The 17,163-nt window shown below is 64.7% G+C and carries 18 protein-coding genes; 9 read left to right on the top strand and 9 right to left on the bottom strand.

Annotated features, from left to right (window positions below; genetic code table 11):
• Nucleotides 1-28: 28 nt before the first annotated feature.
• Both J6500_RS02790 and J6500_RS02785 read left to right on the top strand, forming a co-directional pair.
• Entirely contained in the window at nt 29-634 is a 606-nt protein-coding gene (locus J6500_RS02790; protein WP_225711140.1) for an MSMEG_1061 family FMN-dependent PPOX-type flavoprotein, read from the top strand.
• A 142-nt stretch (nt 635-776) separates the two neighbouring features.
• Nucleotides 777-1,190 carry a hypothetical protein gene (locus J6500_RS02785; RefSeq protein WP_225711139.1) on the top strand — a complete coding sequence of 138 codons (414 nt, stop codon included), beginning with the start codon at nt 777-779 and terminating at the stop codon, nt 1,188-1,190.
• A gap of 94 nt (nt 1,191-1,284) precedes the next feature.
• On the opposite strand, the gene bfr is transcribed toward J6500_RS02785, so the two are convergent.
• Both bfr and J6500_RS02775 read right to left on the bottom strand, forming a co-directional pair.
• Entirely contained in the window at nt 1,285-1,773 is a 489-nt protein-coding gene (bfr, locus tag J6500_RS02780; protein WP_225711138.1) for a bacterioferritin, read from the bottom strand.
• 135 nt (nt 1,774-1,908) lie between these two features.
• Entirely contained in the window at nt 1,909-2,178 is a 270-nt protein-coding gene (locus tag J6500_RS02775; RefSeq protein ID WP_225711137.1) for a (2Fe-2S)-binding protein, read from the bottom strand.
• Nucleotides 2,179-2,523: 345 nt separating this feature from the next.
• On the opposite strand from J6500_RS02775, the gene J6500_RS02770 reads away from it, so the two are divergent.
• The gene (locus J6500_RS02770; RefSeq protein ID WP_225711136.1) at nt 2,524-2,829 is read left to right on the top strand and encodes a hypothetical protein; all 306 of its coding nucleotides are present in this window, start codon (nt 2,524-2,526) and stop codon (nt 2,827-2,829) included.
• 298 nt (nt 2,830-3,127) lie between these two features.
• On the top strand, nt 3,128-3,412 hold the full coding sequence (locus J6500_RS02765; protein ID WP_225711135.1) for a hypothetical protein: 285 nt from the start codon (nt 3,128-3,130) through the stop codon (nt 3,410-3,412).
• A gap of 194 nt (nt 3,413-3,606) precedes the next feature.
• On the opposite strand, the gene J6500_RS02760 is transcribed toward J6500_RS02765, so the two are convergent.
• From J6500_RS02760 to ettA, 3 genes are all read right to left on the bottom strand, one after another.
• A complete protein-coding gene (locus J6500_RS02760; protein ID WP_376707747.1) occupies nt 3,607-4,836 on the bottom strand; it encodes a lytic murein transglycosylase in 1,230 nt (409 codons plus the stop codon).
• 109 nt (nt 4,837-4,945) lie between these two features.
• A complete protein-coding gene (locus J6500_RS02755; protein WP_225711134.1) occupies nt 4,946-5,524 on the bottom strand; it encodes a TIGR00645 family protein in 579 nt (192 codons plus the stop codon).
• A gap of 165 nt (nt 5,525-5,689) precedes the next feature.
• Nucleotides 5,690-7,339 (bottom strand): energy-dependent translational throttle protein EttA, encoded by a 1,650-nt coding sequence (ettA, locus tag J6500_RS02750; protein ID WP_225711133.1) that lies wholly within the window; start codon nt 7,337-7,339, stop codon nt 5,690-5,692.
• A 274-nt stretch (nt 7,340-7,613) separates the two neighbouring features.
• Between ettA and J6500_RS02745 the strand changes: the two genes are divergently transcribed.
• Nucleotides 7,614-7,853, top strand: coding sequence for a hypothetical protein (locus J6500_RS02745; protein ID WP_225711132.1), 240 nt, complete (start codon nt 7,614-7,616; stop codon nt 7,851-7,853).
• 124 nt (nt 7,854-7,977) lie between these two features.
• The gene (locus J6500_RS02740; RefSeq protein ID WP_225711131.1) at nt 7,978-8,940 is read left to right on the top strand and encodes a D-2-hydroxyacid dehydrogenase family protein; all 963 of its coding nucleotides are present in this window, start codon (nt 7,978-7,980) and stop codon (nt 8,938-8,940) included.
• Nucleotides 8,941-9,040: 100 nt separating this feature from the next.
• Here J6500_RS02740 and J6500_RS02735 read toward each other — a convergent pair whose 3' ends face one another.
• The gene (locus tag J6500_RS02735) at nt 9,041-10,303 is read right to left on the bottom strand and encodes a L,D-transpeptidase (RefSeq protein ID WP_225711130.1); all 1,263 of its coding nucleotides are present in this window, start codon (nt 10,301-10,303) and stop codon (nt 9,041-9,043) included.
• Nucleotides 10,304-10,631: 328 nt separating this feature from the next.
• On the opposite strand from J6500_RS02735, the gene J6500_RS02730 reads away from it, so the two are divergent.
• On the top strand, nt 10,632-11,498 hold the full coding sequence (locus J6500_RS02730; protein ID WP_225711129.1) for a hypothetical protein: 867 nt from the start codon (nt 10,632-10,634) through the stop codon (nt 11,496-11,498).
• Between the two features lie 180 nt (nt 11,499-11,678).
• Here J6500_RS02730 and sseA read toward each other — a convergent pair whose 3' ends face one another.
• The 3 genes from sseA to J6500_RS02715 form a co-directional block, all read right to left on the bottom strand.
• The gene (gene sseA / locus J6500_RS02725) at nt 11,679-12,536 is read right to left on the bottom strand and encodes a 3-mercaptopyruvate sulfurtransferase (protein WP_225711128.1); all 858 of its coding nucleotides are present in this window, start codon (nt 12,534-12,536) and stop codon (nt 11,679-11,681) included.
• A 94-nt stretch (nt 12,537-12,630) separates the two neighbouring features.
• The gene (locus J6500_RS02720; protein WP_225711127.1) at nt 12,631-13,044 is read right to left on the bottom strand and encodes a rhodanese-like domain-containing protein; all 414 of its coding nucleotides are present in this window, start codon (nt 13,042-13,044) and stop codon (nt 12,631-12,633) included.
• 130 nt (nt 13,045-13,174) lie between these two features.
• Entirely contained in the window at nt 13,175-14,350 is a 1,176-nt protein-coding gene (locus tag J6500_RS02715; RefSeq protein ID WP_225711126.1) for a vWA domain-containing protein, read from the bottom strand.
• A gap of 323 nt (nt 14,351-14,673) precedes the next feature.
• On the opposite strand from J6500_RS02715, the gene J6500_RS02710 reads away from it, so the two are divergent.
• On the top strand, nt 14,674-15,516 hold the full coding sequence (locus J6500_RS02710) for an AAA family ATPase (RefSeq protein ID WP_225711125.1): 843 nt from the start codon (nt 14,674-14,676) through the stop codon (nt 15,514-15,516).
• A gap of 79 nt (nt 15,517-15,595) precedes the next feature.
• The gene (locus tag J6500_RS02705) at nt 15,596-17,098 is read left to right on the top strand and encodes a flavin-containing monooxygenase (protein ID WP_225711124.1); all 1,503 of its coding nucleotides are present in this window, start codon (nt 15,596-15,598) and stop codon (nt 17,096-17,098) included.
• Nucleotides 17,099-17,163 lie beyond the last annotated feature (65 nt).

Raw genomic sequence — 17,163 nt, 5'->3', positions numbered from 1 at the left:
TCGCGTGCAACAGCACCGGAGACCTGCCGTGACCGACCTTGCCGCTTCCGACCTCGCCACGATCTATCCACAGCCGACTGCGCGCGTGATCGCGAAGGCCCGGCCGGAGATCGACCGTCACGCGAAAAAATTCATCGCGATGTCGCCGTTCTGCGTGCTGGCGACCTCCGCCTCCGACGGCAGCGTCGATGCCTCGCCGCGCGGCGGCACGCCGGGCTTCGTGACCGTGGCCGGGCCGAACGAGATGCTGATGCCGGACCGCTCCGGCAACAACCGCATCGACAGCTTCCGCAACATCGTCGAAGGCTCCGGCTTCGTGCAACTGATCTTCTTCGTGCCCGGCATCGACGAGACGCTGCGCGTCGGCGGCAAGGGCCGCCTCTCCGCCGATCCGGAATTGCTCGCCGCGATGATCGAGTTCGGCAAGCCGCCGCGCGCGGTGCTGCGCATCGACGTCAAGGAAGCCTATTTCCACTGCGGCAAGGCGCTGATGCGCTCGAAACTGTGGGCGGCGGACAGCCGCCTCGAACGCAAGGTCTTCCCGAGCATCAGCGAGGTGATCCACGACCAGACCACGCTCGGCGAGCCGGAGAGCCAGGAAGCCGTCTACGAGCGCTACAAGACCCAGCTGTGACGCGACACGGCGCGGCCTGCCGCCGTTTTGAATCGCAACCGTCTGTTAACCTTAATTCTTAACCATTAGTTAACTATGGGTTTGCGGGCGCAGCGCGGCGCGGCCTAGCGTCCGCACAATGCGTAATCGAGTGGTGCGTGCCATGGCGTATCGAACCTCTGCGGTGCTTGTTGCGTCGATCGGCGTTGCAGCGCTGATGCTTGGCTCCGCGACCGAAACCTTCGCCAGATCCGGAACGGCACCGCGCGGGGCCTTTGCCGGTCCGCATCCCGCGTTCCGCCACGGCGGCCGGGTGCCCGGAGGCTTCTTCCCGCTTGCCGGCGGATACTATGGCGGCCCGTACTATCCCGGCGAGCCGGTCGCGCAGGCCGCGCCGGTGATCCCGAACGACATCCGCTACACCTACACCTATGACGTGCCCTGGGACTGGGCGCACCGCTATCCGCCGAACGTGGTGCCGTCGGATCGCCCCTACGTGTCGAGCTGCCCGACCGAGAGCGTCGTCGTTCCCGGCCGCGGCGGCGACCGCACCGTCAACATCACCCGCTGCTACTGACGATCTGAGCCAGCCCGATCCGAAATCGAAAAGGCCGCCCCGAGGGCGGCCTTTCTGCATTGCGGCTAAGGCCTTGCTGATCCGCGCGAGTCCATCAGGACTCGTCGCCCTTCAGATGGCCGACGTGCTTCTGGGTGTAGAGCTCGAGGCCGATGCGCTTGATCAGGTCGAGCTGGGTCTCGAGGAAGTCGATATGGTCTTCCTCGTCCTTCATCAGCTTCTCGAACAGGTCGCGGCTGACATAATCCTTGACGCCGTGGCAGTAGGTCGCCGCCTCCTGGTACAGCGTGCGGGCGCTGATCTCGGCCGCCAGATCGCACTCGATGATCTCCTTGACGTCCTGGCCAATCCGCAGGGGGTCGAGTACCTGCAGGTTCGGGAAGCCGTCGAGGAACAGGATGCGGTCGACGAACTTATCGGCGTGCTCCATCTCCTCGATGGACTCCTTGCGCCAGACCTTGGCCATTTCCATGAGGCCCCAGTTGCCGAGCATCCGGTAGTGCAGCCAGTACTGGTTGATGGCGGTCAGCTCGCTGCGCAGCCCCTTGTTCAGATAGTCGATGACCTTCGGGTCGCCTTGCATGATCCACTCCACCTTTCGCGGCCGGATCGGCCGGAATCTCAATTTAGAACGCTTCTAAATCAGGTTGCCGGCACAAGCAACCACTTCGCGCGCCACAGCGCGTGGAAAACCGGGATTCCGATCGATTGGAAGGGGTCAGTAGGCCGCGAGGGCGAAGTTCGCCGGCTCGGCGTCTCCGTTGGCGGCGGGAGGATGGCTATGCGGGCAGCCGGCGCAGCATGCCTTGGCGCAGGGGCCCAGCGCCTCGTCGATGATCGCCTTGATGGTGCGGGCGCAGCGGCCGCATTCGGCACTGCAGCCGAGGCAGCCATAGACCTGCTTGGCATGCCGCGTGTCGGGCCCGCCCGCCTTCACGGCATTGCGGACATCGTGGTCGCTGAGGACGTTACAGGAACAGACAATCATCAGGGCTGGCAGGTCGGTCGGTGATGCTGACCATTATCGATATTGTCCGGCCCGCCGGGATGCAAAAGGAAAAACCGCTTTTTGAAGCAATTCCAAACTGATGCAGGATTCATTCTGGAACGAGTCTAAACTGCCGTTCGACTGCGATTCATCGCGCGCGAGCGCGGCCACAGGTGCCCGGCGGTACATTTCCCGGTGTTGCGCCCACCGGATTTTCCATAAGCTTGCCGGGTTTCGGCGCCCAAATACGGCGGGCTTGTTCATTGATCATTCAAGCGGAATATGGAACTTTCGAGCCAGACAGACCGCTTGCTGTCCTTTGCTCATCAGAGAAAGGTGAAGGCCATGAAGAAAACCCTGCTGGCGCTTTGCGCCGTCGCCACACTGGCGGTTTCGGCAGTGGCGGTGCCCGCTCCGGCCCAGGCACAACGTGGGGTCGCCGCCGGCGTCGCCGCGGGATTGATCGGCGGCGCCATCGTCGGCGGCGCGATCGCATCGCAGAACGGCTACTACGGCCCCGGCTACTATGCGCCCGGACCGGCCTATGTCGTCGACCCCGGCTACGGCCCGCCTCCCGGCTGCTTCTGGCAGCGCCAGCGCTTCTGGGACGGTTACGCCTGGCGCGTGCGCAACGTCAGGGTTTGCGACTAGACCTGTCCTGACGCGTTTTCCTTTACGCGAACTGATATCCACTTCGCTCGAAAACGCTCTGACCGGCTCGTTCATCTTGATTAATTCGAACCAGATGGCCCGGAAAACCGACTGCTTTCCGGGCCATCTGTTTCCGGTGGCCAGAAAAAACCGCTTTTTCCCGCCATGAGCCTGTGAACGTTTACTTTCGATTGACTGTTCTGCGCTGTTTAGCAAGACAGCAGTTCGAGACCAGCGTGCGAATCACCCAAACCCCGGCGCCGAACCATGGCGCCACACTTCCAGGAGAGCCAAAGACATGAAGAAGACTTTAGCTGCCCTTGTCGCCGTCAGCACGATCGCCGGTTCGCTGACCGTTGCTGCTCCGGCCGCCAAGGCCGGCGACGGTGCCGTCGCAGCCGGCGTTGTCGGCGGCCTGGTCGGCGGTGCCCTGCTCGGCGGTGCGATTGCTGGTGCCCGTCCGGCGCCGGTCTATGTTGCGCCCGCTCCGACCTACGTCGAAGAAGCCCCCTGCCGCTGGGTTCGCGAGCGGTTCTGGGACGGCTACGGCTGGCGCTTCCGCCGCATCCAGGTTTGCGATTGATTGCTGGCGCTGATTTCTGCTTTCGAAAACCCGGCCCTCGCGGCCGGGTTTTTCTTTGCTCATAGATGCGCGCTAAAGCGCGATGAGATTGGGTTAGATCGTCGTCGCGCTTGAGCTCCTTGTTTGAGCATGGTCTCCGCGCAAGCGCTTCGCGCTTGTCGCGCGGGAAGACTGCTTTTCCGGACCATGCTTAGTCAGCGCGCTGCGCTCATCGCGCGCAGCACCGCTTCGCTCGGCCAGCAATCGACCTTCAGCCCAGCCTGCTTCTGATAGGCGCCGAGCGCGGCGCGGGTCTGCATGCCGGCCTTGCCGTCGAGCTTGTCCTTGTAGAGGCCGATCCGGGTCAAATGCCGCTGCATCGCCTCGACATCGGTGGAGCGCAACTGCTTGGTTGCGGCCCATGGGGTCGCGAACGGCAAGGGGGTCGTCATGCGGTCGGCGAGATGGCCGACGAACAGCACGTAGAGATCGGAGAAATTGTATTCCTTGATCACGAAGTAGTTCTGCGTGGTCAGGAAGGCGGGACCGTAGATGCCCTCCGGCTGCAGCAGCGAGGCCGGCTGCGCCTGTTCGGCGGCACTGAGCTTCTGCCCACGCACCGGCACGAAGCCTGCGCGCAGCCATTCGCCGATCGGCTTCGTCACCTCGGGCACGCCCATCGTGCAATCGACATTGCCGGGTGCCGTCACCTCGTAAGCCCAGCGCACGCCGGGCTGCCAGCCCTTGTTGACGAGCTGCTGTGCGGCGGAGGCGAGCGCATCCGGCACCGAGTGCCAGATGTCGACCTTTCCGTCGCCGTCGAGATCGACGCCGTGCTTGTAATATTCCGACGGCAGGAACTGGGTGTAGCCGGTGGCGCCGGCCCAGGACGACGTCATCTCCTTGCGCGTCACCGCGCCCTCGCCGAGGATCTTCAGCGCGAGGATGAATTCATTGCGGTACTGATCCTTGCGGCGGCCGACATAGGCCTGCGTCGCCACCACGCGCAGCGTGTCGTAGGGCAGCGCATAGCGGCCGTAATCGGTCTCGCGGCCCCAGATCGCCAGCACGACGGTGGCCGGCACGCCGAAGCGCTTCTCGATCGTATCGAGCGAGGCGCGATACTTCTGCAGCAGCCGCTGCCCCTCGGCGGCGAGCCGCGCGATCGAGGCTTCCCTGACGTAGTCCGCAGGCACCTGCACGAACTCGGCCTGCGCCGGCGCGCCGGTCTTCGGACGTCCGGGCAGGATCAGATCGGGCAGCTTGTAGTCAGGCTCGAGGCGGCGCGTCTCGCGGTCGAAGGTCGCGCGCGAGACCCCCGCGGCCTGCGCCTCCGGCCACAGCGAGTCGATGAATTGGGTGAAGGCGGCGTCGGCGGCACGCGCGGGCGAGACGAAAGGTAGAGCCAGCAGGAGCCCGAAGGCGAGCGCGCGGAGCAATGTCAAATCCAGCAGCCTGTTCGCAGCGGTGCTTTGGGCGCCGCGGGCGCCCGCGATGGTCGTGCCGTGCTTATCACGGCAACGGATCGCTGTGAACCGCCGCGAGGCCGCGGGGCTAATGCCCGGCGCCCTGCTTGGCGCCCTCGATCGAGTCGTTCGAGAGCTTGTCGACGATGGCGATGCCGATCGCCGACAGGATGAAGACGCAGTGGATGATGGTCTGCCACATCACGCCGGTCTCGGTGTAGGTGCTCTTGCCCGACGCCAATGCACCCGCCTCGATGAAGGTGCGCAGCAGGTGGATGGAGGAGATGCCGATGATTGCCATCGCCAGCTTGATCTTCAGCACGCTGGCATTGACGTGGCTGAGCCATTCCGGCTCGTCCGGATGACCCTGCAGATTGAGCCGCGAGACGAACGTCTCGTAGCCGCCGACGATCACCATCACGAGCAGGTTCGAGATCATGACGACGTCGATCAGGCCGAGGACGGCCAGCATGATCTGCTGCTCGCTGAAATCGAAGGCATGGGCGAACAGGTGCCAGAGTTCCTTGAGGAACAGCACGACGTAGACGCCTTGGGCGATGATCAGGCCGACATAGAGCGGCAATTGCAGCCAGCGCGACCCGAAGATCAGCATCGGAACGGGACGCAGGCCCTTCGCTGAGACCGGCGCGTCTGACGTGACGGACATGTTGGAGTGCTCGCAGGATTGGAGTGCGGAGCGCTCTATCTACGCAATCCCGCCGATTTGAAAAGCGACAACTGGCCGCAGAACGCGCCGCGATGCGGTCACGATCCTTGCAATGAGGCTACAGCCGGATGCGGCGCGATGTCCGCGTCCGACCGCACCACCGGATCACCGCGTCAGCTTCTTGTACTTCACGCGGTGCGGGATGATGCTGTCCTGGCCGAGCCGGCGCATCTTGTCCTTTTCGTAATCCTGGAAGTTGCCCTCGAACCATTCGACATGGCTGTCGCCCTCGAAGGCCAGGATGTGGGTCGCGATGCGGTCGAGGAACCAGCGATCGTGGCTGATGATGACGGCGCAGCCAGCAAAATCCTCCAGCGCCTCTTCCAGCGCGCGCAGCGTATCGACGTCGAGGTCGTTGGTCGGTTCGTCGAGCAGCAGCACGTTGGCGCCGGACTTCAGCATCTTGGCCAGATGCACGCGGTTGCGCTCGCCGCCCGACAGTGCGCCGACCTTCTTCTGCTGGTCGGCGCCCTTGAAGTTGAACGCCGAGCAGTAACCGCGCGAATTGACTTCCTTCTTGCCGAGCAGGATCAGCTCGTTACCGCCGGAGATCTCCTCCCACACCGTCTTGCTGCCGTCGAGCGCATCGCGCGATTGGTCGACATAGCCGAGATGCACGGTTTCGCCGATCGTGATGGTGCCCTTGTCCGGCCTCTCCTGCTTGGTGATCATCTTGAACAGCGTGGTCTTGCCGGCGCCGTTGGCGCCGATCACGCCGACGATGCCGCCGGGCGGCAGCTTGAAGGTGAGATCGTCGATCAAGAGGCGATCGCCATAGCCCTTGCTCAACCCTTCGAAGTCGACGACGTTGGCGCCGAGCCGCTCGGCCACCGGGATGATGATCTGCGCGGTCTGGGTCTGCTTCTCGCTCGCCTTCTTGAGCAGCTCCTCGTAGCGCTGGTAGCGCGCCTTCGACTTGGCCTGGCGCGCTTTCGGCGAGGACGCCACCCACTCCTGCTCGCGGGCCAGCGTCTTCTGGTGCGCGACCTCCTCGCGGCCTTCCTGCTCGAGGCGCTTCTGCTTCTGCACCAGCCAGGACGAGTAGTTGCCCTCGTAGGGGATGCCGCGGCCGCGGTCGAGCTCGAGGATCCAGCCGGTGACGTTGTCGAGGAAGTAGCGGTCGTGGGTCACGATCAGGATCGCGCCGGGATAGTTGCGCAGATGGCCTTCCAGCCACGACACCGACTCGGCGTCGAGATGGTTGGTCGGCTCGTCCAGCAGCAGCAGCTCCGGCTGGTCGAGCAGCAGGCGGCACAGCGCGACGCGGCGGCGTTCACCGCCCGACAGTTTTGTGACGTCGGCATCGTCGGGCGGACAGCGCAGCGCGTCCATCGCCTGGTCGACCTTGCTGTCGAGATCCCACAGGCCCTGGGCCTCGATCTCGTCCTGCAGTTTTGTCATCTCGTCCGCGGTCTCGTCCGAGTAGTTCACGGCGAGCTCGTTGTAGCGGTCGAGGATCGCCTTCTGCTTGGCGACGCCCTGCATGACGTTTTCGCGGACGGAGAGCTTGGCATCGAGCTGCGGCTCCTGCTCGAGATAGCCGACACGGGCGCCTTCGGCGACCCATGCCTCGCCGCTATATTCCTTGTCGAGCCCCGCCATGATCTTGAGCAGCGTCGACTTGCCCGAGCCGTTGACGCCGAGCACGCCGATCTTGGCGTCCGGGTAAAAGCTGAGGTGGATGTTGTCGAGCACCTTGCGGGTCGGATAGCTCTTGGTCAGACCCTGCATGAAATAGATGAACTGGCGCGCCATCCGCTGTCCCTGAATTCGATCCGATTTGTGGAAATTTTGCTGCCGCCGATGTAACGGCCGGCCCCTGAAAGCGCAACCGCAGGGGAGGCGTTTTCAGCCCTTTCGCGAGCGGCGGTAACGGGTCCGACACCATGTCCGCGCGGGTCCTGCCTTGTGTGCACCGGATCACGACAATTGAAACCATCTTTTAATAAATCAGGCCAAAACTCGTCTCGAACGCCGAAAACGGCGTTTTTCGCGGCAAAACCGCGACCGAAACAGCAGAGGCCGTGTCATGGCTACCATCATCTCGGCATCTCCCCTGCATCCGACCCGGAGCGTGGCTGCGCTGTTCGCCGAATTCCGCGCCTTCTGGCACGCGTTCGCCGCCAAGGCATTCAGCACCTACCGGCCGGAACTGCACTATATGCGCGGCCCGGGCCCGGCCTGTCGCGCCAAGCAGATGGCGCTGTCGCCCGCCGTGCAATCGATGATCGCGGACATCCGAACCGCGAAGGCGCACAAGCCGTCCTGATCCACGTCACAATCGCCGGTTTTTGAAGCCGACTCCGCTTGCGCAGCTACCGATTGCGCGCGAGCATGACGGACTCTCGACGGCTCGTTTCGCGCCGTCCTCCTCGCCATGAACGGACCTGCCAATGACGCGGCTCAGCTGTGCAATCCTCGACGACTATTTCGATCTCGCGCTCTCGGTGGCCGATTGGCCTGCGATCAAAGACCGGGTCGACGTCACCGTGTTCGACAAGCCGTTCGCGGACGAGGCCGACGCCGCCAGCAAGCTGAAGGATGTCGAGATCATCTGCGCGATGCGCGAGCGCACGGCGTTCCCGCGCACGCTGATCGAGAAGCTGCCGAAGTTGAAGCTGCTGATCACCTCGGGCATGCGCAACGCTGCGATCGACGCCGAGGCGCTCAAGGAGCGCAAGGTCGTGTTCTGCGGCACGCAATACAGCCAGGATCCGACCGCGCCGCTGACCATGGGCCTGATCCTGGAACTGACCCGCGGCATCGGCCGCGAGAATGCGCGGATGCATGCCGGCGAACCCTGGCAGACCTTTGCCGGCACCGAGATCGAGGGCAAGACGCTCGGCATCATCGGCCTCGGCAAGCTCGGCAGCAAGGTCGCCGGCATGGCCAGGGCGTTCGGCATGAACGTCATCGCCTGGAGCCCCAACCTGACGCCCGAGAAGTGCAAGGAGGCCGGCGTCGGCTACGCCAGCAAGGAGGAGCTGTTCGCAACATCAGACATCATCACCATCCATGTCGTGCTGAGCCCGCGCTCGCGCGGCCTGGTCGGCGCCGCCGATATCGCGCGGATGAAGCCGTCCGCCTATCTCGTCAACACCGCGCGCGGGCCGATCGTCGACGAGGACGCCCTGCTCGCGGCGCTGCGCGACAGGAACATCGCCGGCGCCGGGATCGACGTGTTCGCGGTCGAGCCGCTGCCGACCAATCATCCGCTGCGCAAGCTCGACAATGTCGTGATCACGCCGCATCTCGGCTACGCGACGCGCGAGAGCCTGCAAACGCACTACCAGCAGATGGTCGCGTGCCTCGACGCCTTCACCAAGGGCAACGAGCCGCCGCGCCGCCTCGCCTGAAGCTAGCGCGGCCTCGTATCGGCAACGCAATCGCAGACGGCTTATTGCAACAAAAAAGGCGCGCTCGAGGCGCGCCTTTTCCAAATCGATCTGGAGCGGCCTAGCGGACCGTCACCGGTGCGGGCAGCGGCTGCACGGTGGTCGGCTGGGTGCCGGGCAGCGGAGCCTGCGGCGCCGCGGAGGCCACGGGGCCGCCACCGGCCGGAGCTGCGGACGCCGTAGCCGCTCCCGGCGCCGAACCGCCCGGCAGCACCACCACGCGGGTGCCGACCTTGGCGCGCTCGAACAGGTCGGAGACGTCTTCGTTCAGCATGCCGATGCAGCCCGACGAGACGAACTTGCCGATGGTCGACGGCTGGTTGGTGCCGTGGATGCGGTACACGGTCGAACCGAGATACATCGCGCGGGCGCCGAGCGGATTGCCGGGTCCGCCGGCCATGAAGCGCGGCAGATAGGGCTGACGCTCGATCATCTCGGTCGGCGGATGCCAATCCGGCCACTCGGCCTTGCGGGTGATCTTCTGCACGCCGGTCCAGGTGAAGCCGTCGCGGCCGACGCGAACGCCGTAGCGGATCGCCCGGCCGTTGCCGAGGACGTAGTAAAGATAGGTGTTCGGCGTATCGACCACGATGGTGCCCGCGGGCTCCTTGGTGGCGAACGCGACTTCCTGGCGCCGCAGGTTCGGCGGCAGCTGTGCCGGGCCGTCTTCCGGCTGCTCGTCCGGCGGCAACGCCGCGAGCTGGACCGGCTTGCCGTCGGCCCCGATCGGGGCCTGCTGCGGCGGCACCGTGCCGGTGACGCCAACGGCTTCCGGCGGCCGTATGCCGTTGCGATCATCGCCGTTCGGCGTCGCGCCATAGACGACGTTGGCGGCCGGAACGGAATTGTCGGGATAGGCCTGCTGCTGCGCAGGCGGCGCACGGTCACCATAGATCACCGGCGGCGGACCCATCGGGCGGCCGTAGCGGGGATCGTCGGGCGACATCACGGGGCCGGTCGGCGCGCGGTCGGAGTAGACCGGCGGCGCATTCATCGGACGGCCATAGCGCGGATCGTCCGGCGACATCACGGGACCGGTCGGCGTGCGGTCGGAGTAAACCGGCGCAGCGTTCGCGGGACGGCCGTAGCGCGGATCATCCGGCGACGTCACCGGGCCGGGCGGCGGCAGCGCAGCCGAGTTATGCGGCGCATCGTCATCGTCGAACGCATCGAAATCCGGCATGCTGCCGGGCGAATAGGGCTGCGGAGCCGCGGAATAGACCGGAGCCTGGGACGCCGGATAACGCTGCTGAGCATGCGCGAGCGAGGTTCCCGCCGCGCCGAGCGCCGCCGCGGCGCAAATCGTCAGAATGCGGTTGATCATCATTGCTCTTGTATAGTCCCCAAGCCACACCGGACCGTTAACGGCCCAATGACGGAAGATAGCGGCGCATTCAAGACAATTCCGCGAAATCCGGTCCAATACGGGCATTTTGTGATGTCACGTGACGCTGCGGCAAAGATGTCTCACGGATCAGGAAACGCTGTCCACGTGCCTGAAGTCATCAATCGCGCGCATTTTGTAACAAACAGTCGCCAAGCGTTGCGATATCCTCGAATCGGCCTGATTCGCGCCCGCGACGCCGGCTTTTCGTGTGGTCACCGCGTTCCCTTCGACATCAAGACCTCCCGCAGAGGGGGAAACCGCGTCCATGCTGCCCGGCCTTCGTTTCCTGTTCGCCGCGATCGTGCTGGCGACGTCGCTCTTGGTGTTCGGGCTGGGCGCAGCGGCGCTGTTGCGCGCTGCGCATGAGGAATTCGCCAGCATTCCGGCCCGCCGGGTCCCGCCCGAGCCGCAATTCGCACAAGCGCCGGAGGCCCCGCCAATGCTGGCCATGGTGCGTGTCGAGCCGCCGCCCGCTGCCGGCGCGGATACGGCGCCTGTTCCGGCACCGACGCCAGCCGCTGCGACGATGCCCGAACCTGCGGCTGACGCGCCGCCTCCCGCGGAGCCCGAGAAGATCGCTGCCATAGCGGCGGACGAGCCAGCGCCGGCTGCCCCGAAGCAGGAGACTGAGGTCATCGTGGAGGCGCTGCCGGCACAACCGGCCGAGGCCGCTCCACAGGCTCCGAGCGCAGACCCTATTCCGGGCCCGCAGCCCACTCCATCCGTTGCCGAGGCCGCGCCGCCGCCCGCCGAAGCCAAGGTCGCTGCGATTGTCGAACCGCCTGCGGTGGTCAGCGAGCCGGCACCTGCCGCGGTGATGCTCGCGCCGCCGCCCTCACCCGAGGCGCTCGCGGCCGCATCCAGGATCGCGACGCTCGGCGGACCGGAGGTCGTCGTTGACCCGCCGGCGGCGCCCAAAACTGTCGAGAAGAAGACGGCCGAGAAGCAGACAGCGGAGAAAAAGAAGGCTGCCGCGAAGAAGAAGCCCGAGCGGAGCGAGGCCAAGCGAGCCGCAAATCGGAGAGAACGCCAGCGGATCGCCCGGGCACGAGCGGCCCGGCAAGCGGTCGTTCAGCAGCAGCAGCTCGATCCGTTCGGCCAGCCGACGACCATGCCGGTTACCCGGCGCTAGCGCCGCGATCTCGGTTCACCGCTCCCCGCCGGGGAAGAGGGTCGGCGCGTAGCTCCGGTTGAGGGCTCTTGCTCTCTCGATAGACCGTAACCCCTCACCCGATTTGCTGCGCAAATCGACCTCTTCCAAGGGAGAGGTGAACCGAACCAGAGGCCCAACCGATCATCACACCCTGGCCGGTCAGGCCGGGCCGGTCGCGATCGGCGGGCCGCTCGCCTGCCCCCACTCCGACCACGAGCCGTCGTAGAGCGCGGTGTCGGTGATGCCGAGCCGGTACAGCGCCAGCGTCAGCACGCCGGCGGAGACGCCGGAGCCGCAGCTCGTCACGATCGGCTCATCGAGCTTGACGCCGGCGCTGGTGAACGCTGTGCGCAGCTCGTCGAGCGGCTTCATCGCGCCGGTCGCGGCATCGAACAGCAGATTGTAGGGGACGTTGCGCGCGCCCGGGATGTGGCCCGAGCGGATGCCCGGCCGCGGCTCCGGCGCGCGGCCCTCGAAGCGGTCGGCGGCGCGCGCATCGATCACCTGCTCCTTGCGGCTTTCGACATTGGCGATCAGCTGCTCGATGCTGCGCACGCGCTTCGCATCGTAGCTCGCCTTGAACGTCGCGGGCTTCGGCTTCACCTCGCCGCTCTCGACGCTGCGGCCCTCGGCGCGCCACTTCTTCAGCCCGCCATTGAGGATGCGCACGTCGCGGTGGCCATAGGACAGGAACATCCACCACGCGCGCGGCGCGGCGACCCAGCCGCCGGCATCGTAGATCACGACCGTATCGGCATTGCTGACGCCAAGCCCGCCGACGTCGCGGCCGAATTGTTCGGCGCTCGGAAACATATGCGGCAGCGGGTTGGAATGATCCGACACCGCGTCGACGTCGAAGAACACCGCACCGGGAAGATGCGCGGCGAGATAGTCGTCCTTCGGCAGCGGCAGCACGCCCGGCAGCTTGAAGGTCGCGTCGAGCACCTTGACATTGGCATCACCGAGATGCGCGGCCAGCCACTCGGTGGAAACAAGCGGATCGTCGGCAGTGGTCATCTTACGTGTCTCTCCATCGTCATTGCCGGACTTGATCCGGCAATCCATCTTGCCTTGAAGCGATGGACACGCGGGTCAAGCCCGCGTGTGACATCTAGCCCTTCTTCTTCGGCTCCCATGCCTCGATCGGCCCGCCGGCATCGCGCCAGGCGGCGAAGCCGCCGCCCATATGGGCAACCGGCTTCAGGCCCATGTCCTTTGCGGTCTTGGCAGCGAGCGCGGAGCGGAGGCCACCGGCGCAGTGGAAGACGAACTTCTTGTCCTGCTGGAAGATCGGCTTGGCGTAGGGGCTGTTCGGATCGATCCAGAACTCCAGCATGCCGCGGGTGCAGGGGAACGCGCCGGGAATCCTGCCGTCGCGCTCGATCTCGCGGGGATCCCTGATGTCGACGATCACGACATCGTCCTTGCCGATCAGCGTGATCGCATCTTTTGCGACGATGGTCTCGATCTCGGCATTGGCCTCGTCGATCATCGCCTTGATGCCGCGGTGGATGGTCTGGGGCATGGCGCTCTCCCTTTGTCTTGCGTTCTTTGCCACGTCATTCCGGGACGCGAAGCGAACCCGGAATCTCGATCGAATTTCATCAGATCGAGGTTCCGGGTTCGATGCTTCGCATCGCCCCGGAGCGACGAGGTTACCGCACCAGTTCCTTCATCGCATTCTCCAGACCCTCGATCGTGATCGGATACATGCGCTCGGAGAAGATACGGCGGATGATGGTGGTGGATTCCGAATAGTCCCAGTGCTTCTGCGCCACCGGGTTGAGCCACACCGCGTGAGGATAGGTTCGGATGATGCGGTCGAGCCAGACCGAGCCGGCCTCTTCGTTGACGTGCTCGACCGAGCCGCCGGGCACCATGATCTCGTAAGGAGACATCGAGGCGTCGCCGACGAACACCACCTTGTAGTCGTGCGGATACTTATGCAGCACGTCCCAGGTCGGCGTGCGATCGGTGAAGCGCCGCTTGTTCTGCTTCCAGACGCCTTCATAGAGGCAGTTGTGGAAGTAGAAATATTCCATGTGCTTGAATTCGCTCTTGGCGGCCGAGAACAATTCCTCGACCTGCTCGATATGCGAATCCATCGAGCCGCCGACATCGAAGAACACCAGCACCTTGACCGCATTGCGCCGCTCGGGCCGCATGTGCACGTCGAGATAGCCGTGGTTGGCGGTCTCCTTGATCGTGGTGTCGAGGTCGAGCTCATCAGGCGCGCCGGTGCGGGCGAACTTGCGCAGGCGGCGCAGCGCGACCTTGATGTTGCGGATGCCGAGCTCGACATTGCCGTCAAGATCCTTGAACTCGCGCTTGTCCCACACCTTGACGGCGCGGTTGTTGCGGTTCTTCTCCTGGCCGATGCGGACGCCTTCGGGGTTGTAGCCATGAGCGCCGAACGGCGAGGTGCCGGCGGTTCCGATCCACTTGCTGCCGCCCTGATGGCGGCCCTTCTGCTCCTCGAGGCGCTTCTTCAAGGTCTCCATGAGCTTGTCCCAGCCCATCGCCTCGATCTGCTTCTTTTCTTCCTCGGTGAGATATTTCTCCGCGAGCTTCTTCAGCCACTCCTCGGGGATCTCCGCCTTGTCCATGGCGTCGAGCAGGCTCTCCAGCCCCTTGAACACGGAGCCGAACACGCGATCGAACTTGTCGAGATTGCGCTCGTCCTTCACCAGCGCCGAGCGCGACAGATAATAGAAATTCTCGACCGACTGGTCGGCGATATCGGCGTCGAGCGCTTCCATCAACGTCAGATATTCCCGGAGCGTGACCGGGACCTGGGCGTCGCGCAGCGATGTGAAGAACTGCAGGAACATGATTACTTAAATCGCCCGCCCTGCCGGTGCCGTCAAGGGCATGCAGGGCGCGACCGCAGCGTGCTTGCGTCGTCGCTGCCGGGTGACAGTCATTCCGCAGGGCGGAAACAGTACGCTTGACATACCATGCGCATGGCGCCGCTGCGCTGCGGAATCCGGCCTAGACCGCCCTGCTTTTTCATCTAGTATGACACCTGACTAGTATGACACCTGACTAGTATGACACCTGACAAGACATTGGACAGGACCTCCGACCGCTGCGAGAGCGGTCGTTTCATGTCGGGCGCCGCGCGGCCGACGAACGAACCAAGGCAAGCAGATAGATGAAATTCACGGGTACAAAGGATTACGTTGCCACCGATGATCTCAAGGTCGCCGTCAATGCCGCCATCGTGCTCGAGCGCCCGCTGCTGGTGAAGGGCGAGCCCGGCACCGGCAAGACCGTGCTGGCCGAGGAAGTGGCGAAAGCGATCGATGCGCCGCTGCTCACCTGGCACATCAAATCGACCACCAAGGCGCAGCAGGGCCTCTACGAATACGACGCGGTGTCGCGGCTGCGCGACAGCCAGCTCGGCGATGCGCGCGTCTCCGACATCAAGAACTACATCAAGCGCGGCAAGCTGTGGGACGCCTTCACCGCCGAGAAGCGCCCGGTGCTGCTGATCGACGAGATCGACAAGGCCGACATCGAATTCCCCAACGACCTGCTGCTCGAGCTCGACCGCATGGAGTTCTACGTCTACGAGACCGGCGAGAACATCAAGGCGAAGCTGCGCCCGATCGTGATGATCACCTCGAACAACGAGAAGGAGCTGCCGGACGCCTTCCTGCGCCGCTGCTTCTTCCACTACATCAAGTTCCCCGACGCCGATACGATGAGCCGGATCGTCGACGTGCACTTCCCCGGCATCAAGAAGCGGCTGGTGGAAGAAGCGCTGCGCATCTTCTTCGACGTCCGCGAGGTGCCGGGCCTGAAGAAGAAGCCCTCGACCTCGGAGCTGCTGGACTGGCTCAAGCTGCTGCTGAACGAGGACATCACGCCGGAGATGCTGCGCGAGCGCGATCCGCGCAAGCTGATCCCGCCGCTGCATGGCGCGCTGCTGAAGAACGAACAGGACGTGCACCTGTTCGAGCGGCTGGCATTCCTCAGCCGCCGCGAAGTCTAGTTCCGAGACAGCCGGACGCCGGGGCCATCGCTCCGGCGTTTTGTTTTCCGAAGACCAACCAACAAGAAGACCAGGGAAGATGAACGTCCAGACCCAGATCCGGGCCGCCGAGCCCGTCACGACAGAGCATTTCGACGTCCTGATCGCCGGTGCCGGCATCTCCGGCGTCGGCGCCGCCTATCATCTCAAGACGCAATGCCCGGGCACGACCTTCGTCGCGCTCGAAACGCAGAAGACGTTCGGCGGCACCTGGTCGACGCACCGCTATCCCGGCATCCGCTCCGACAGCGACCTGCACACCTTCGGCTACCGCTTCAAGCCGTGGACCAGCGCCCCGATCGCGAGCGCGGCCGAGATCCTGAAATACATGGGCGAGGTGATCGAGGAGAACGGCCTCGCCCCGCACATCCGCTACCGCCACACCATCACCGCGGCGAATTGGTCGAACGAGACCAATCTCTGGACCATCGACGCCACCCGCATCGATACCGGCGAGCACCTGCGCTTCACCGCGAACTTCTTCTGGATGTGCCAGGGCTATTACCGCCACGATGCCGGCTACACGCCGGAATGGACCGACATGGCGAAGTTCAAGGGCACGATCGTGCATCCGCAGACCTGGCCCGACGATCTCGACTACAGCGGCAAGCGGGTGATCGTGATCGGCTCCGGCGCCACCGCTGCGACCTTGATCCCGGCGATGGCCAAGGATGCCGGCCATGTCATCATGCTGCAGCGCTCGCCGACCTATTTTCGCACCGGCCGCAACGCCATCGAGATCGCCGAGGAGCTGCGCAAGCTGCAGGTCGACGAGGCCTGGATCCACGAGATCGTCCGCAGAAAAATCCTGTTCGAGCAGGACGCCTTTACCAAGCGCACCTTTGCCGAGCCGGAGGGCGCCAAGAAGGACCTGCTGGCGGCGGTCGAGGCCGTGCTCGGCAAGGACTACGACATCGCCACCCATTTCACGCCGAGCTACCGGCCGTGGCGGCAGCGCATCGCCTTCGTTCCGGATGCCGACCTGTTCCACGCCATCAAGGGCGGCAAGGCCTCTGTCGTCACCGACGAGATCGAGCGCTTCACCGAGACCGGCATCCTGCTCAAGTCCGGCAAGCAGCTGGAGGCCGACATCATCATCACCGCGACCGGCTTCCACCTCTCCGCCAATGGCGGCATCGACTTTGCGATCGACGGCAAGCCGTTCGACTTCAAGGACACCGTGACCTATCGCGGCATGATGTTCACCGGCGTGCCGAACCTCGTCTGGGTGTTCGGCTATTTCCGCGCCAGCTGGACGCTGCGCGTCGACCTCGTCGCCGACTTCGTCTGCCGCCTGCTCAAGCACATGAAGGCGACCGGCGCCAGCAAGGTGACCCCGGCGCTGCGGCCGGAAGACCACAACATGCCGCTGCTGCCGTGGATCGATCCGGAGAACTTCAATCCCGGCTACATGATGCGCGGCATGCACCTGCTGCCGAAACGCGGCGACAAGCCGGAGTGGCAGCACAACCAGGACTACTGGGCCGAAAAGGACGAATTCCCGCTGATCGACCTCAAGGACAAGGCGTTCGTCTACGGGTAGCTGCTTGACTTCCCCTTCTCCCCGCTCGCCGGGACAAGGTCGGGATGAGAGGGACTCTCCACGCA

The sequence above is a fragment of the Bradyrhizobium semiaridum genome, assembly GCF_020329505.1.
GTDB classification, from domain to species: domain Bacteria; phylum Pseudomonadota; class Alphaproteobacteria; order Rhizobiales; family Xanthobacteraceae; genus Bradyrhizobium; species Bradyrhizobium semiaridum.
This window is presented reverse-complemented; position numbering and strand designations above follow the sequence as displayed.

Bases quoted from the DNA above. Each gene is read 5' to 3' on its own strand.
- J6500_RS02705 (WP_225711124.1), top strand. From the start codon at position 15,596: ATGAACGTCCAGACCCAGATCCGGGCCGCCGAGCCCGTCACGACAGAG.
- J6500_RS02775 (WP_225711137.1), bottom strand. From the start codon at position 2,178: ATGATTGTCTGTTCCTGTAACGTCCTCAGCGACCACGATGTCCGCAAT.
- J6500_RS02710 (WP_225711125.1), top strand. From the start codon at position 14,674: ATGAAATTCACGGGTACAAAGGATTACGTTGCCACCGATGATCTCAAG.
- J6500_RS02785 (WP_225711139.1), top strand. From the start codon at position 777: ATGGCGTATCGAACCTCTGCGGTGCTTGTTGCGTCGATCGGCGTTGCA.
- J6500_RS02770 (WP_225711136.1), top strand. From the start codon at position 2,524: ATGAAGAAAACCCTGCTGGCGCTTTGCGCCGTCGCCACACTGGCGGTT.
- sseA (WP_225711128.1), bottom strand. From the start codon at position 12,536: ATGACCACTGCCGACGATCCGCTTGTTTCCACCGAGTGGCTGGCCGCG.
- J6500_RS02740 (WP_225711131.1), top strand. From the start codon at position 7,978: ATGACGCGGCTCAGCTGTGCAATCCTCGACGACTATTTCGATCTCGCG.
- J6500_RS02755 (WP_225711134.1), bottom strand. From the start codon at position 5,524: ATGTCCGTCACGTCAGACGCGCCGGTCTCAGCGAAGGGCCTGCGTCCC.
- J6500_RS02765 (WP_225711135.1), top strand. From the start codon at position 3,128: ATGAAGAAGACTTTAGCTGCCCTTGTCGCCGTCAGCACGATCGCCGGT.
- J6500_RS02715 (WP_225711126.1), bottom strand. From the start codon at position 14,350: ATGTTCCTGCAGTTCTTCACATCGCTGCGCGACGCCCAGGTCCCGGTC.
- J6500_RS02745 (WP_225711132.1), top strand. From the start codon at position 7,614: ATGGCTACCATCATCTCGGCATCTCCCCTGCATCCGACCCGGAGCGTG.
- bfr (WP_225711138.1), bottom strand. From the start codon at position 1,773: ATGCAAGGCGACCCGAAGGTCATCGACTATCTGAACAAGGGGCTGCGC.
- ettA (WP_225711133.1), bottom strand. From the start codon at position 7,339: ATGGCGCGCCAGTTCATCTATTTCATGCAGGGTCTGACCAAGAGCTAT.
- J6500_RS02735 (WP_225711130.1), bottom strand. From the start codon at position 10,303: ATGATCAACCGCATTCTGACGATTTGCGCCGCGGCGGCGCTCGGCGCG.
- J6500_RS02730 (WP_225711129.1), top strand. From the start codon at position 10,632: ATGCTGCCCGGCCTTCGTTTCCTGTTCGCCGCGATCGTGCTGGCGACG.
- J6500_RS02720 (WP_225711127.1), bottom strand. From the start codon at position 13,044: ATGCCCCAGACCATCCACCGCGGCATCAAGGCGATGATCGACGAGGCC.